This is a genomic window from Streptococcus sp. AM43-2AT, from assembly GCF_003603405.1.
Lineage (GTDB): Bacteria > Bacillota > Bacilli > Lactobacillales > Streptococcaceae > Streptococcus > Streptococcus ilei.
Genome location: NZ_QTND01000001.1, coordinates 190,184 through 205,432 on the forward strand (window position 1 = coordinate 190,184; position 15,249 = coordinate 205,432).

Consider the following 15,249-nt stretch of genomic DNA (forward strand, 5'->3'; position numbering starts at 1 on the left):
TAAGTAAGGGAGACGCTTTTGGGCGGTATTGAAAATTTTTGAAAAATATTAACATTTGTGGGATAATGAATGTAATTCATTTAACTGGAGTTGTAAAATGTATCATAAAATATTAGTAACTGGTGGGGCTGGGTTTATCGGTTCTCATACCACCATTGAGTTAGTAAATGCAGGTCATGAAGTTGTCATTGTTGATAATTTAGTAAATAGTAGTGAGAAAAGTATACAAGAAGTAGAAAAAATTCTTGGAAAATCTATTACTTTTTATAATGAAGATATTCGTGATAGATCAAAGCTTTTAGAAATTTTTCTAAAAGAAAAACCGACTGGTGTGATTCATTTTGCTGCATTGAAAGCAGTTGGAGAGTCAGTTCAAATTCCACTTACTTATTATGAAAATAATATTAGTGGAACGTTGACTTTGCTTCAGGTGATGGAAGAGGTGCAGTGTAAAAATATTATCTTCAGTTCATCAGCAACTGTCTATGGAGATCCACATACTGTTCCTATCTTGGAAGATTTTCCTTTATCCGTTACAAATCCATATGGTAGAACGAAACTCATGATAGAAGAGATGCTTCAAGATATATACAAGGCGGACCCTTCATGGAATATTGTATTGTTACGCTATTTCAATCCAATTGGTGCTCATGAAAGTGGGAACATTGGTGAAAATCCAAATGGTATTCCAAATAATCTATTGCCATATGTAACACAAGTAGCAGTTGGAAAATTAGAGTCTGTTAATGTGTTTGGGAACGATTATCCAACTCCAGATGGAACTGGAGTACGCGATTATATCCACGTAGTTGATTTGGCGAAAGGCCACGTTGCTGCATTGAAAAAAATGAACCCTGATTCAGGCTTGAATATCTATAATCTTGGCACCGGTAGAGGTTACTCTGTATTAGAAATTATTTACAATATGGAGAAGGTTGTGGGAAAACCAATTCCATTCAAGATTGTTGATCGACGACCTGGTGACATTGCAACCTGTTATGCAGATCCATCCAAAGCACGTGAAGAACTAGGATGGAGTGCTCAATTTGATATTCATCGGATGTGCCAAGATGCTTGGAGATGGCAGAGTAAACATCCAAATGGATTTGAACAATAACTAATCTTAACGATTCGCTTGATATTTATAACTAATATCAAGCTTTTTTTGCTTTTAATAATAGTAATTGATAGTATTAAGTTTCGAGATTAGTGGATAAAACATTATGGTTATTGTATAATGGTTAAAAAGAATTTTAATGGAGGACAAAGGAGATTGAAATCCTCAGATTTATTGATTATTATACCAGCTTATAACGAGGAAGGTTCTATTCAAGCGGTAGTAGATAATATTATTCAAAATTATTCCCAGTATGATTATGTGATTATCAATGACGGTTCTCGAGACCGAACTTCAGAAATTTGTCATAAAAATGGCTATAATATTATTGATTTACCAGTTAATCTCGGTTTAGCTGGAGCTTTTCAGACAGGATTATTATATGCTTATCAACATGGCTATGAAAAAGCTGTTCAATTTGATGCAGATGGTCAACATCTCCCAGAATATATTGCTGCTTTAGAAGAAGAAATTGATAAAGGCAATAAAATGGTTATAGGTTCTCGTTTTGTTTCGGAGAAAAGACCAAATTCATTTCGTATGTTGGGGAATACACTCATTAGTTTTGCTATTAAATTAACCACTGGGAAAACGATTAATGATCCAACTTCGGGAATGAGAATGTTTTCTAAAGATCTAATACAAGTTTTTGCAAAGAATATTAACTATGGACCTGAACCAGATACTGTTTCCTATCTATTACGTAAAGGTGTTCCAATTTCAGAAGTTCAAGTTCGTATGGAAGAGAGACAAGCAGGAGAAAGCTATTTAACTTTTTCACGTTCTATTAAGTACATGATTCACATGTTCGTGTCTATTTTATTCATTCAGAATTTTAGAGAGAGAGGAGAATAGAATGTCAATCTGGTTTCAAATTGTATTAGTTGTTGTTTCATTGGGAACATGTGGGTTTATCCTTCAGAACATTAGAAAATCTCGTGTGCAGATTAATGATGCCTTGTTTTGGATTTTCTTTTCATTAATTCTATTAGTTTTTAGTATTTTTCCAAAGTTAGCAGAGATTATTGCAGCATCCTTAGGGATTGCATCTGCTGTTAATTTTATTTTTCTTTTCATTATTTTCTTGTTATTAATGAATCAGTTCCAGTTAACCGTACGGTTGTCAAAATTAGATACCAAGTTTAAAAATCTTGTACAAGTTATCGCTTTGAACAAAAATGAGGAGAAAGATGAATAATACTCCTTCCCAAAAAAGTATTTACATTTGGAATCTACTAGGCAATTTAGCAGCTGCAGCAGTTTCAGTTTGTTTTCTTATTATAGTTTCTAGATTTCAAAATTCTACAATTGCGGATCAGTATAGTTTGACTATTTCTATCGGGAATTTATGGGTTATAATAGGACTCTTTCAAGTCAGAAATTATCAAGCAACAGATATTGTTAATAAGTTTTCATTTAAAAATTATTATACAGCTAGGATTATTTCTACTATATTAATGTGGATAACTCTATATCCTTATTTAGTTTATATTCATTATGATTTAAGTTCGAGTTTTGTTATAGGTTTAACTTTTCTTATTTTAGCTTATCGCACATGTGATGTATGGTCTGATCTTTATCAAGGCTTGTTTCAACAGAAATCAAGACTTGATATTGCTGGTAAATCAATGTTTTTTAGGTATCTTATAAGTGTAGTTATCTTATTTGTATCCTTAATGATTCAGAAAAATTTATTGGTTGGCTTTCTTCTGGTGCTCATCTTTAATATTTTGTTTATAGTCGGTTTCGATATTAAATTTTCAAAGTTATTTCATTCTTCGGATAATAAACGAACATTTTCGATAAATGATCTTATACAAGGACTTTTAATTTTAAAAGATTGTTTTTCTTTATTTATATATGGTTTTCTTATTAACCTTATTTTTAACGAACCTAGAATTATCATTTCACAACAACTTCTTAGCCAAAAAATGCAATCAGGTGTACAACGTGATTTTAATATATTATTTATGCCAGTGTTTTTCATGAGTTTGTGTATTCTAGTAATAAGACCTCTGATTACTTCGTTAGCAGAAAAAAGACAAGCCGGTGAAATGGTCCAATTCTATAGTATTATAAAAAGAATATTTGTTTTTTTGATTCTTGTTGGTTTTCTTACTACTTTAGTAAGTTATTTAATCGGTACACCAGTTCTTAGTCTTATTTTCGGAGTTGACTTAAATCGTTACCGACTAGAATTAACCGTTCTAGTATTTTCAGGGATTTTGTATTCAATTGCTTTAGTATTTGAAAATATTTTAACTATTTATAGGAAACACAATTTATTATTGGTAGTTTATATTGTTATGTATATTGCGAGTATCCTATTAAGTAAACCCTTCATAATCTCTCAAGGAATACTTGGTGCATGTTTAAGTTTTATGCTGGTAATGGTAATATATGTTATCGGGGGATTTAGTTTATTTCTTTATGTGAAAAGGAGATTTTAAATGAATTTGAAAGAAATTCATACTTTTGTTATCTGTGCATACGGGAATTCCTCCTATTTAGAAGAATGTATGCTTTCATTAGTTAATCAACATAATCAATCTTCTATTATTTTATATACTTCAACACCTAGTCTTCAAATTGAGGAATTATGTAAAAAATATAATATTGCATATTATCATGGTAGTGGTGGTTCAATAGGAAAAGATTGGAATAATGCATTGTCATTTGTAAAAACAAGATACGCGACAATCGCCCATCAAGATGATTATTATGAGCCTCAATATTCAGAATTAATTATTAAAAAATTCCAATCAAATCCAGATGCTTTAATAGCATATTCGGATTATTTTGAAGAAAAAAATGGAAAGAAAATTGAACGTACACTCAATCTTAAGATAAAGAGATTTATGTTGAGAACTATAAATTTATTTCCAAAAAGTAAATTTTGGAGAACTAGAGTCCTAGCATTCGGGAATGCAATATGTTGCCCTTCTGTTTCATATGATTTATCTGCATTGAATGGGTTTAAGTTTGATGAAAAATTGAAAGGAAATCTGGACTGGATCGCTTGGTATCAGATTGGAAAAATGAAAGGCTCATTTGTATATGTAGACAAACCATTAATGTGTCATCGTATTCATGAAGAATCAGAAACTTCTAAAACAATTTCTAATAATACTCGTAGTCAAGAAGATTTAGAAACATTGGAAATTTTTTGGCCCAAATGGATTGCTAAGTTGCTGATGAGACAATATGTGAAGAGTCAAAATTCGAATAATTAGGAGTAAATGATGAGGTATTTTGTTGATAGTTTTGAGCGGAATAAGAAGTATGTAGTAGCTTTCATCCTTCTGGCCTTTTGTATGACAGTCATTTATACAAAGCGTTTGGTAGATTTTCCTAAAATTGGTGTGCTACTATTTGTAGTATTTGCTCTCCTCATTTTTCTTTTACCGAAGAAAAATGTAGGGACCTTCATTGCTATGCTCATTGGCGGTCTTTCCTTTGCTTTCATTACACCCGTTTTGAATACGCCCGATGAACAAGTTCATCTTTCAAGAACCATTCATATTGTTGAAGGTGATGTAAATATGGGAAATAAGAATATCCATATTACAGAAGATTATTTTGATGTATATAAGAATTTCAAAAAACCATTTACCAAATCTACTTTGTTTGAAGAAGGACAGACGACCAAACAAGTGAAGTTTGGTAAAGAAACGGATTACAGGGCAACCAACTCCTATTGGTTTATCGGCTACATTCCTCAGGCTCTTGGATTCGGGATTGGTAAGTTTTTGAACTTGAGTGTCGGCGTCTCTTATTATCTTGGTCGCATTTTCAATGTCATCGCTTACTGTATTTTAGCTCTCATTGCCATTAAATTAAGTGGTAAAGCGAAGCAGTTGATGACAATGGTAGCAATGTTTCCAATGAATCTGGTCCTTGCTGCTTCTTACAATCAAGATAGTGTAGCTTTAGGGTTGACCTACATCATTATTGGATTGTTCTTGAACTATGTAACAGATGATGAAAAAGTTGTTAAAATAAAAGATTTATTGCTGTATGCTTTGCTTTGTATCATCCTTGTAACAATGAAGCTTCCTTATGTCTTGCTAGTAGGACTATTGCTCTTTATACCGAGAAAGAAAACGCAATGTAAAAACTACTATCTCGTCTCTCTCGCTTTGATTATCGTAGTCTTTCTCTTTACGATTTTTTGGTACGTTCTTACCCAGCAAGTTCGAATTGAGAACTTTAAACTCGAGGGTGCAGATGTCAAAGGTCAAATTATTAGTATCATTTCAAAACCTCATTGGTATCTACCAGTGATTTTGAAGGAGATGTTATTATCAGTCAGTCATTTAAATCAGCTCTATACCTTTGGTTGGTTAGATTTATCGATGTCGGAGGTTCTTATTCCAATCTATGCTCTTTATACCTTGATCACTTTTTCAAATTTTGGGAAGATCAAGCTTCCGAAAGTATCAGTAGTAGGAGCAAGTTTGGTTTCTTTTGCAATTGTTGGGTTAATCACTTTAACCTTGTATCTAACCTGGACACCAGTAGGAAATTTTGAAGTTTTAGGAGTTCAAGGTAGGTATTATCTAGGAGTTGTCGCTCTGTCTCTACCAGTTATTTGCAGTTTGTTTAAGCAAAGAATTTCAGATGAACAAAGGTTCACGGATCATTTTGTAGTAGAAAGTAGTCTTATTATTATAGGTTTAACTATACTACAAACAATCTCTGTTTTATATGCTGTTGTATAATTGAAAGACTAAAATAAGTTATTACTAGGGGAAACCCTAGTTTTTTGTTACAATAGAGAGTGAATAAGTCAAGGAGTAAGATATGGCAATATCAGTTGTAGTCCCATGTTTTAATGAAGAAGAATCAATTCCATTGTTTTATAGGGAGATGGAGCGAGTTCGGATGGAGATGGGAGAAAAGTTTGAATATATTTTTATAAACGACGGTTCGTCAGATCGCACACTATCTGTACTTCGAAAGTTGCATCTTGAAGATTCAAATGTGCACTATCTTTCTTTTTCTCGTAATTTTGGAAAAGAAGCGGCATTGTATGCCGGACTTGAGCGTGCCAAGGGTGAATATGTAACTGTTATGGATGTGGATCTTCAGGACCCTCCAGAACTATTGATCGAAATGAAACAGAAGTTGGATCAACAGCCAGATTTGGACTGCGTCGGTACACGACGAGTAACTCGGGCAGGTGAACCCCTGATTCGCTCTTTCTTTGCACGCATGTTTTATAAATTGATCAATCATATTAGCCAAGTAGAAATGGTAGATGGCGCGCGTGATTTCCGTTTGATGCGACGCCAAATGGTTGATGCCATTATGGAATTATCAGAGTATAATCGTTTTTCAAAAGGAATCTTTGCATGGGTAGGCTTTGAGACGGAATACCTAGAATATAAGAATGTAGAGCGAGTAGCAGGAGAGACTTCTTGGAATTTTTGGTCACTTTTCAAATACTCTATTGAAGGGATTGTAAATTTTTCGGATGCTCCACTAAACATTGCCTTTATCGGTGGACTCCTATCTTGGATTTCAGCTTTTATCATGGTGATTTTGATTGTGATTCGTACCTTAGTCTTTGGGGATCCAACTTCTGGATGGCCTTCATTAATGACTGTGATTCTTTTCTTAGGAGGATTCCAATTACTTACCATAGGGATTCTAGGGAAATATATCGGTAAGATCTTCATGGAAACCAAGAAACGTCCAATCTATGTTATTAAAGAGAAAAGTGAATAATGAAGAATATCATTAGTTTGAAAGTTACTGCCAAGCAAAAAATAGATACACTTTACCAAGGAGTTGATCGAGTCCTAGAAAGAATATATCAGTTGGATATGATAAAAGTGATACGCAGTCATATCGACCAATTTGTCAATACTTTCAATCAAATCAGCAATAAGATAATCTATTTATTATTAACAACGTATTCGGTCATCTTTACCTTTGTATCTTTTAATCTAATCAATTTTCAAAGTCGTTCATATGACTATGTGTTTCATTTAACTCGAATTGTCGGCTTAGCAGAATCGATTGAACACTGGGATTTACTCCCTAATCTGAACTTTTTATTTGCATTTGGAACGGGATACGCATCACCCATGTTTTATGGCAATTGGCAGTTTTATCCTTCTGCCATCGTTTATATGATGACCAACGATGGGAATCTTTCCTATTCTATATTTGCCTTTTTGATTACTCTTTGTACATGCCTATTAAGTTATATTGTAGTTTCAAAAATAGTAAAAAATAAGGTGACTGGTATAGTAGTAGCCTTAACCATTCCATGTTATTACACTTTATTTGGATTTGGAATGACCATGGTAATACCACTCGTCCCTATTCTGATTTATTCTATTTATCGTGTACTCTACTTAAATAAAAAGAACCCTCTCTATTTAGGGATCGTAGTAGCGCTTTTGATTCAAACCCATATTTTATCTACTATCATACTAGCCATTTCTTCTGCAGTGTTTTTATTATTAAATTATAAGAAATTGACACTTGATAAGGTAGTCTCCTTTGTGATTTCTATCTTATTTGCTTTATTTTTGTCAGCAGGCTACATTTTTCAATATCTTGAACAGGTTTCATCGCAAAAGTTTTTCTTCACTTGGGTAGCGAGGAGTTTTCCTGTGAATGTGAAAGATACATTTTTTGCTCCATTCCCATTTCAGGCAGATAGATATGGTTTTTATAAGCCCTTTACACCATTAGAGTGGCCAATCCATCAGTTTATACGAGATGGACTATTTTATACGAGTATAATTGTATTCTTATTCTATCGTCGTCTAGGAAGTTTAAGTAAGACCATATTTTGGTCTTGCTGGATTTTATATTTTTCTGCGACGAGTCTTCTACCTTGGAATTCAATATTGAAATACACTTTTTTAGGGAGTATGCAGTATTCAGGACGTCTATTATTTTTCATTCCACTATTTTTCTTGCTTTTTCTTGCCTTTACAAATAGAAATGGTTTCTTATCTATTGTCTTATGTATCTTGAGTCTATCTTTCTATTTTAATCATGTTATCCCTCAATTTGATTCATCTTCAAAAAATTACAAACAGATGCGTGAGGATAACATAAAAAATGAGAAGTTACTAAAATCTGTTTACAAAGGAGACAAATCGAAATATATCGATCCTGTAGGTGATGAATACTACAACCTTGATATTAATAATCAAGATGTACGCTTGCCTCAATTTACAGAATTTAAAACTGAAAAAGGCGTAAAAATATCAAATATTAAAAAGAAATACAACATTTTAGAATTTGATATCATGCTTTCTGATGATAAAAATGAAAGTACCATTTCGATACCGCTTATTTGGTACAAAGGATACCGTGCGGAGTATTCTAAAGGTGCTGAAGGATCGCAACCTATGCTGAGCCAGCGTTCTTTTACTGAGTCGGAGTTAAAACAAAATAAAAAATCTCGTAAACCAGCAGTTCCTGAAAAAACATTAAATAACGGGAAAATTCATCTATCCATTAGAAATTCAGGTCACGTAAAAGTTTCATATCATAAGACTTTTCTTCAGTATCTTGGTTTCTTTATTGAATGGATTTCCTGGATATTTGTATTCTTAATTTTTAAGAAAAAGTACTCAAAAAATAGGGAACAATTCTCATCCTAAAAAGCAGAAGTTTTCTGCTTTTTTTGCTATAATGATAGGGAAAAAGCAATTGAAAGGAATTTACCATGATTTTAATTACAGGTGCAAATGGGCAACTTGGAACTGAGCTGCGCCATTTGTTAGATGAACGAAATGAAGATTATGTTGCTGTCGATGTGGCGGAAATGGACATCACAAATGCAGAGAAAGTAGATGAAGTATTTGCGGAAGTGAAGCCGACCTTGGTCTACCATTGTGCTGCCTATACCGCAGTTGATGCAGCAGAAGATGAAGGAAAAGAATTGGATTACGCCATCAACGTGACAGGTACGGAAAATGTAGCAAAAGCGTCTGAAAAACACGGTGCAACCTTGGTTTATATCTCGACCGACTACGTTTTTGATGGGAATAAGCCAGTTGGTCAAGAATGGGAAGTGGATGATCAGCCAAATCCTCAAACAGAATATGGTCGGACTAAACGTATGGGGGAAGAGCTAGTTGAGAAACATGTTTCCAACTATTACATCATTCGTACAGCTTGGGTCTTTGGTAACTATGGTAAGAACTTTGTTTTCACGATGCAAAACCTTGCTAAAACTCACAAGACGCTTACAGTCGTTAATGACCAACATGGTCGTCCAACTTGGACACGTACGTTAGCAGAGTTTATGACCTATCTAGCTGAAAACCGTAAGGAATATGGTTATTACCACTTGTCTAATGATGCGGCAGAAGATACAACTTGGTATGACTTTGCAGTTGAAATCCTCAAAGATACGGATGTTGAAGTGAAGCCAGTGGATTCTAGCCAATTTCCAGCTAAGGCAAAACGTCCGTTTAACTCAACGATGAGTTTGACAAAAGCGAAGTCCACAGGATTCGTTATTCCAACCTGGAAGGATGCTCTAAAAGAGTTTTATAAACAAGAAGTGAAATAAGTGTAAATAGAATGCGGCCCTAGGGTCGCTTTTCTGTTTGGATTAGGCAAAAAGCCTAGAAAATGGTATAATTGAATAGATTGTAAATTGTTAGAAAGGGAATCATATGCAACATGTTTTTATTATCGGAAGTCGTGGGCTTCCGGCTCAATATGGCGGTTTTGAGACTTTTGTGGACCAATTGGTTTCCCATCAAGTGTCTCCAGATATCCAGTACCATGTTGCCTGTCTTTCTAATGATCAAGCCTATCATCATTTTGACTACAAGGGTGTTGATTGTTTTACCATTAAAGCACCGAAACTTGGGCCTGCACGGGTCATTGCCTATGATATGATGGCCATCAACTATGCCTTGAAGATTATCAAGAAGCAAGGAATTGTACAGCCGATTTTTTATGTTTTGGGCAATACAATTGGTGCCTTCGTATCACCTTTTGCTCGTAAGATTCATAAAATGGGTGGCCAATTCTATATCAATCCAGATGGACTAGAGTGGAAGCGGGCCAAGTGGGCCAAACCGATTCAAGCCTATCTCAAGTATTCTGAAAAGATCATGTCACGTCATGCGGATTTGGTGATTTCTGATAATCCAGGAATCGAGTCCTATATCAAGGAAGCCTATCCCTGGTCCAAGACAACTTATATTGCTTATGGAACGGACTTGTCTCCGACTATTCTGACCAGTCAGGATAGGAAAGTCAGAGAACTTTATCAGAAGTGGCAGACACATGAGAAAAACTATTACCTAATCTTAGGTCGCTTTGTTCCAGAAAATAATTACGAGACAGCCATTCGTGAATTTATGTCTTCTTCAAGCAAGCGGGATTTGGTCGTCATTTGTAACCATGAAGGCAATCCCTATTTTGAAGAGCTTCGAACTCGAACAGGCTTTGATCAGGATCCACGCGTCAAGTTTGTAGGAACGGTTTATGATCAAGAACTATTGAAGTATATCCGTAAAGAAGCCTTTGCCTATATTCATGGTCATGAAGTGGGCGGGACCAATCCGGGCCTCCTAGAAGCACTTGCCCAGACGGATCTTAATTTGGTTCTAGGTGTTTCCTTTAACCAAACGGTCGCAAAGGACACAGCCCAATATTGGACCAAAGAAACTGGGAATTTGGCGCATTTGATCAACCAGGTTGATTCTTTAGAAGATGTATCTGAATGGGGTCGGCTTGCCAAAGCTAATATGAAGCAAAACTTTACCTGGGAAAAAATTGTAGGTGAGTACGAGGAATTATTCTTATCATGAAAGTAAATATCTTGTTGTCCACCTATAATGGTGAGCAGTATCTAAAAGAGCAGGTCAAAAGTATTCAAGACCAGACTTATCAAGACTGGCAACTCTTGATCCGGGATGATGGGTCAACAGATGGTACGGTGGAGATCATTCAAGAGCTGGTTGCTCAGGATGAGCGCATTCGCTTTATCAATCAAGGGGCCATCGAAAATCTGGGTGTCATCAAGAGTTTTCACACACTCTTAAAATATGAAAAGGCTGATCTTTATTGCTTTAGTGACCAAGATGATGTCTGGCTTCCGGAAAAGATTGCGCTCCAAGTAGCAGAAGCTGAGAAGCACCCTCAAGAAGAGCCTTTGCTGGTCTACACAGATTTAAAAGTGGTCGATGAAAACTTGAATGTGCAACATGAAAGTATGATTCGTACCCAGTCTGATCATGCCAATACAGAACTCATTCAAGAGCTGACCGAAAATACGGTAACTGGTGGAGTAGCCATGATTAACCATGCGCTGGCTGACTTATGGACAGGTCAAGAAAAGCATGCGCTCCTCATGCATGATTGGTACCTAGCCTTGTTGGCCGCTGCCTTTGGGAAGCTTATCTATATCGATCAGCCTACGGAATTGTACCGTCAGCACAGTAGCAACGTTCTTGGAGCTCGTACCCTGAGAAAACGGGTCAAGAATTGGGTTCGTCCTCATGTCCTTTTTGCTAAGTATTGGAATCTCATCGAATCTAGTCAAGAACAAGCGAAAAATCTATTGGATCTGCCTATCAGTTCCCAAAATAAAGAAATTATTGAAAACTTTGTGACCATTATGGATGTTTCACTAAAAGAACGTCTGAGACGGATTCGTCAGTATGGTTACCGTAAGAATCGAGCCTTCCACACCTTTGTGTTTACCAGCTTAATTCTGACAAAGTTTGCATATCGAGGTAAAAAATAATGTTTGACGTTTTTAGTCAGAAAAATCGAATTTTATTACGAGAGTTAATTAAAACAGACTTTAAATTACGCTACCAAGGGTCAGCGATTGGTTATCTTTGGTCCATTTTAAAGCCATTGATGACCTTTAGTATCATGTATATTGTCTTCATCCGATTCTTACGCTTGGGTGGAGATGTACCCCATTTCCCAGTTGCTCTCTTGTTGGCCAATGTAGTCTGGGGATTCTTCTCAGAAGCGACCTCCATGGGGATGGTGTCGATCGTTAGTCGAGGTGATCTGTTGCGGAAGTTAAACTTCTCCAAACATATCATTGTCCTGTCCGCGATTTCAGGAGCAGCGATTAACTTTGTCATTAACCTTGTTGTCGTCTTGATTTTTTCATTCTTTAATGGGGTGACATTCTCTTGGACAGCCTTGATGGTGATTCCGCTCTTTCTTGAGTTATTCTTGATGGCGACAGGATGTGCATTGATCTTAGCAACATTTTTTGTCCGTTTCCGTGACCTAGGTCAAGTCTGGGAAGTACTCTTGCAAGCGGGTTTGTATGCGACGCCAATTATCTACCCGATTACCTTTATCGCAGATCGCAATCCATGGGCGGCTAAGTTGGTCATGATGAATCCTCTGGCTCAGATCATTCAAGACATGCGTTATTTCTTGATTGATAAGGCTAACACCCCTGTATGGCTTTTGGTGGAGAATAAGTTCTTGGTATTGATTCCTTATGTCTTGCCAATTCTTATTTTTATCGCTGGCTTTGCTTACTTTAACAAACATGCTAAGAAATTTGCGGAGATTCTCTAATGACTGATAAACAAATTGCAGTAAAAGTAGACCATGTCAGCAAGTACTTTAAGTTGCCAACAGAGGCAACCAACAGCCTTCGGACTGCCCTGGTCAATCGTTTCAAAGGAATCAAAGGCTATAAAGAACAACATGTTCTTAAGGATATTTCTTTTGAAGTAGAAAAAGGAGATTTTTTCGGGATCCTAGGAAGAAATGGTTCTGGAAAGTCTACTCTCTTAAAAATTATTTCTGAAATTTATGTACCTGAAAAAGGATCTGTCACAATCGATGGGAAACTAGTATCCTTTATCGAACTTGGCGTCGGCTTCAATCCAGAGTTGACTGGTCGTGAAAATGTCTATATGAATGGAGCTATGCTAGGCTTCTCTACAGCTGAAATTGATGCCATGTATGATGACATCGTAGACTTTGCCGAGTTGCATGACTTCATGAACCAAAAGCTTAAGAACTATTCATCCGGGATGCAAGTTCGTCTGGCCTTTTCGGTTGCGATTAAGGCCCAAGGTGATATCTTGATTTTGGATGAGGTCCTTGCAGTAGGAGACGAGGCCTTCCAGCGCAAGTGTAATGATTACTTCCAAGAACGGAAGAAATCAGGAAAAACCACTATCTTGGTTACCCATGATATGGGAGCTGTCAAGAAATATTGTAACAAGGCTGTTTTGATTGAAAATGGTTTGGTGAAGGCAATTGGTAGTCCAGAAAATGTAGCTAACCAGTATAGTTTTGATAATACAGCCCCTTTGCAACAGGGAGGAGAAGCTGGTGGAGCTGGTAAACCCAACCAGGAAGAACAAGTCTTGGTTGAAAACTTTCAGCTTCAATTGTTAAGTTCAAACAAGTTACGTCCCCAAGATTCGATTCAGTTCCAAATCGATTTTGATGTTCGTGAAGATATTCAGACCTATATCGCACTGTCGTTAACAGATATCGATCGGAATATTTGGATCTATAATGATAATTCTATGGATCAACTGATGAGTGGGGCTGGACATAAAACAGTTCATTACACTTGTTCCCTTCCAACGGTGAATGACTTGAAAATGAAGTTAGAAGTGACAGTAAGGGATGCTGAAGGGCAGATGCTGGCCTTTTCAGATGCTACGCAAACCCCACTAATTTTTATCAATCGAGATGATATCGATTTGGATGATAAATCAGCAATGGATGCAGCAAGTGGCTTAATCCAACGCAATGGAACATGGTCAATGACTGACTAGACTGAGGGAGATATGGAAACGACGCCTTTTGTTTCGATTATTTGTACAGTTTTTAATAAAGAACCCTGGCTAAAGAAGACGATCGATAGCTTCTTAGCACAAAAAACAGAGTTTCTTTTTGAAATTATTTTAGTGGATGATGCCTCAACTGATGGATCTCGTAAAATCATAGCAGATTATCAGGCTAGCCATCCTGATTTGATTCGTGCTTTTTATCAGGACGAAAATCTTGGGATTGCCAAAACCTGGGTAACAATCTGTAAGGAAGCGCGTGGGCAATACATTGCTCGCTGTGACGGAGATGATTTTTGGATTGATCCTTTAAAACTTCAGAAGCAAGTTGACTTATTAGCCAGCAAACCTGACTGCAAATGGTCTAATACCGATTTTGATATCTATGATGAGCATGGTAATTTTGTTTCTAAGGCTGGCTTTGCTAACCAGACGATTCCATTAGCAGATACCTACGAAAAAATGCTTGCGACTAGAGGCTTTACCATGGCATCGACCTGGTTAGTAGATCGAGATTTGATGATAGAAGTCAATCAAGAGTTGGATCTTACGACATCAGACGATACCTTCAATCTACAACTGGAGCTCTTTCAACGGACTTCTTTAGCCTATCTGAATGAAGCAACAGTCGCCTATACTATAAACCAAGGATCGGATTCTCGTCCTTGCGATTTTAGAAAATTGGAACGACGTTTCCATAAGCTACTGCAAACTCAATTAACCTATCTTGATAAATATCCAAATGCAGATTTTAAAGAGATGACAAAAATTCTCTTAGATCGCACTAATACTTACGAGATTCGGTTATCTAAACCAATGGACTCTCTTTCACATATTGGGATGGAATCTGTTACGATTTATTTCGGAGATGAAGAAAACACCTATTCGGAAGATCGTACCATGACCAAACTGCTTCAAAAAGAAGATAATTTCATCATCGATATTCCGAAAGGAACGTCGGTCATTCGAGTGGATCTTTCAGAACGTCCTAGTTACTACTCTGAGGTTGAATTGAAAGATACAAGTGGGAAGCTTATTCACCCAGTCTATACGAATGGTGTCATCTCTGAAGGTTATTATCTATTTAGCGAGCCTGATCCACAACTGATCTATGATGTTGAGCCAGAAGAGGCATACCAACTAAACTATAAGATGATTTCTTTGGATAATCCCTCCGAACCGGATTATATTGGGAAGGTTTTTGCTGCTGAAATGTTAGACTGTCAAAATAGATTGAAAAATCTTGAATCAGAGTTAGAAGCTACGAAAGAAGCATATAATACAGTCATCCATTCTCGCCGTTGGACCATTCCAACAAAGATTTTAAAATTCTTAAGAATAAGGAAATAA

General features: G+C 36.2%; 14 protein-coding genes. All 14 read left to right on the forward strand.

Annotated features, from left to right (window positions below; all coding sequences use genetic code 11):
• The first annotated feature begins 97 nt into the window (after positions 1-97).
• The 14 genes from galE to DW930_RS00945 all read left to right on the forward strand — a co-directional run bounded on the left by galE (position 98) and on the right by DW930_RS00945 (position 15,249).
• Entirely contained in the window at positions 98-1,117 is a 1,020-nt protein-coding gene (gene galE, locus DW930_RS00880; protein ID WP_120701821.1) for a UDP-glucose 4-epimerase GalE, read from the forward strand.
• A gap of 156 nt (positions 1,118-1,273) precedes the next feature.
• Positions 1,274-1,972 carry a glycosyltransferase family 2 protein gene (locus DW930_RS00885; protein ID WP_120701822.1) on the forward strand — a complete coding sequence of 233 codons (699 nt, stop codon included), beginning with the start codon at positions 1,274-1,276 and terminating at the stop codon, positions 1,970-1,972.
• A gap of 1 nt (position 1,973) precedes the next feature.
• Positions 1,974-2,315 carry a DUF2304 domain-containing protein gene (locus DW930_RS00890; RefSeq protein ID WP_120701823.1) on the forward strand — a complete coding sequence of 114 codons (342 nt, stop codon included), beginning with the start codon at positions 1,974-1,976 and terminating at the stop codon, positions 2,313-2,315.
• Positions 2,308-3,567 (forward strand): lipopolysaccharide biosynthesis protein, encoded by a 1,260-nt coding sequence (locus tag DW930_RS00895; RefSeq protein WP_120701824.1) that lies wholly within the window; start codon positions 2,308-2,310, stop codon positions 3,565-3,567. The genes DW930_RS00890 and DW930_RS00895 overlap by 8 nt, the downstream gene beginning before the upstream one ends.
• Positions 3,568-4,350, forward strand: a complete 783-nt coding sequence (locus tag DW930_RS00900; protein ID WP_120701825.1) for a glycosyltransferase family A protein — start codon at positions 3,568-3,570, stop codon at positions 4,348-4,350.
• A gap of 9 nt (positions 4,351-4,359) precedes the next feature.
• The gene (locus DW930_RS00905; protein WP_120701826.1) at positions 4,360-5,838 is read left to right on the forward strand and encodes a DUF2142 domain-containing protein; all 1,479 of its coding nucleotides are present in this window, start codon (positions 4,360-4,362) and stop codon (positions 5,836-5,838) included.
• An 82-nt stretch (positions 5,839-5,920) separates the two neighbouring features.
• Positions 5,921-6,847: a glycosyltransferase family 2 protein gene (locus DW930_RS00910; RefSeq protein WP_123159085.1), complete on the forward strand. Its 927-nt coding sequence runs from the start codon at positions 5,921-5,923 to the stop codon at positions 6,845-6,847.
• Positions 6,847-8,748, forward strand: a complete 1,902-nt coding sequence (locus DW930_RS00915; protein ID WP_123159086.1) for a hypothetical protein — start codon at positions 6,847-6,849, stop codon at positions 8,746-8,748. Before DW930_RS00910 ends, DW930_RS00915 begins: the two co-directional genes overlap by 1 nt.
• Positions 8,749-8,813: 65 nt before the next feature.
• Entirely contained in the window at positions 8,814-9,665 is an 852-nt protein-coding gene (gene rfbD / locus DW930_RS00920; RefSeq protein ID WP_123159087.1) for a dTDP-4-dehydrorhamnose reductase, read from the forward strand.
• A gap of 106 nt (positions 9,666-9,771) precedes the next feature.
• Complete coding sequence (locus DW930_RS00925) at positions 9,772-10,920, forward strand: glycosyltransferase family 1 protein (protein ID WP_123159088.1); 1,149 nt, start codon at positions 9,772-9,774, stop codon at positions 10,918-10,920.
• Positions 10,917-11,858: a glycosyltransferase family 2 protein gene (locus tag DW930_RS00930; protein WP_123159089.1), complete on the forward strand. Its 942-nt coding sequence runs from the start codon at positions 10,917-10,919 to the stop codon at positions 11,856-11,858. The genes DW930_RS00925 and DW930_RS00930 overlap by 4 nt, the downstream gene beginning before the upstream one ends.
• Positions 11,858-12,664 carry an ABC transporter permease gene (locus tag DW930_RS00935; protein WP_120701832.1) on the forward strand — a complete coding sequence of 269 codons (807 nt, stop codon included), beginning with the start codon at positions 11,858-11,860 and terminating at the stop codon, positions 12,662-12,664. The genes DW930_RS00930 and DW930_RS00935 overlap by 1 nt, the downstream gene beginning before the upstream one ends.
• Positions 12,664-13,887 (forward strand): ABC transporter ATP-binding protein, encoded by a 1,224-nt coding sequence (locus DW930_RS00940; RefSeq protein WP_120701833.1) that lies wholly within the window; start codon positions 12,664-12,666, stop codon positions 13,885-13,887. Before DW930_RS00935 ends, DW930_RS00940 begins: the two co-directional genes overlap by 1 nt.
• Positions 13,888-13,899: 12 nt before the next feature.
• On the forward strand, positions 13,900-15,249 hold the full coding sequence (locus DW930_RS00945; protein ID WP_120701834.1) for a glycosyltransferase family 2 protein: 1,350 nt from the start codon (positions 13,900-13,902) through the stop codon (positions 15,247-15,249).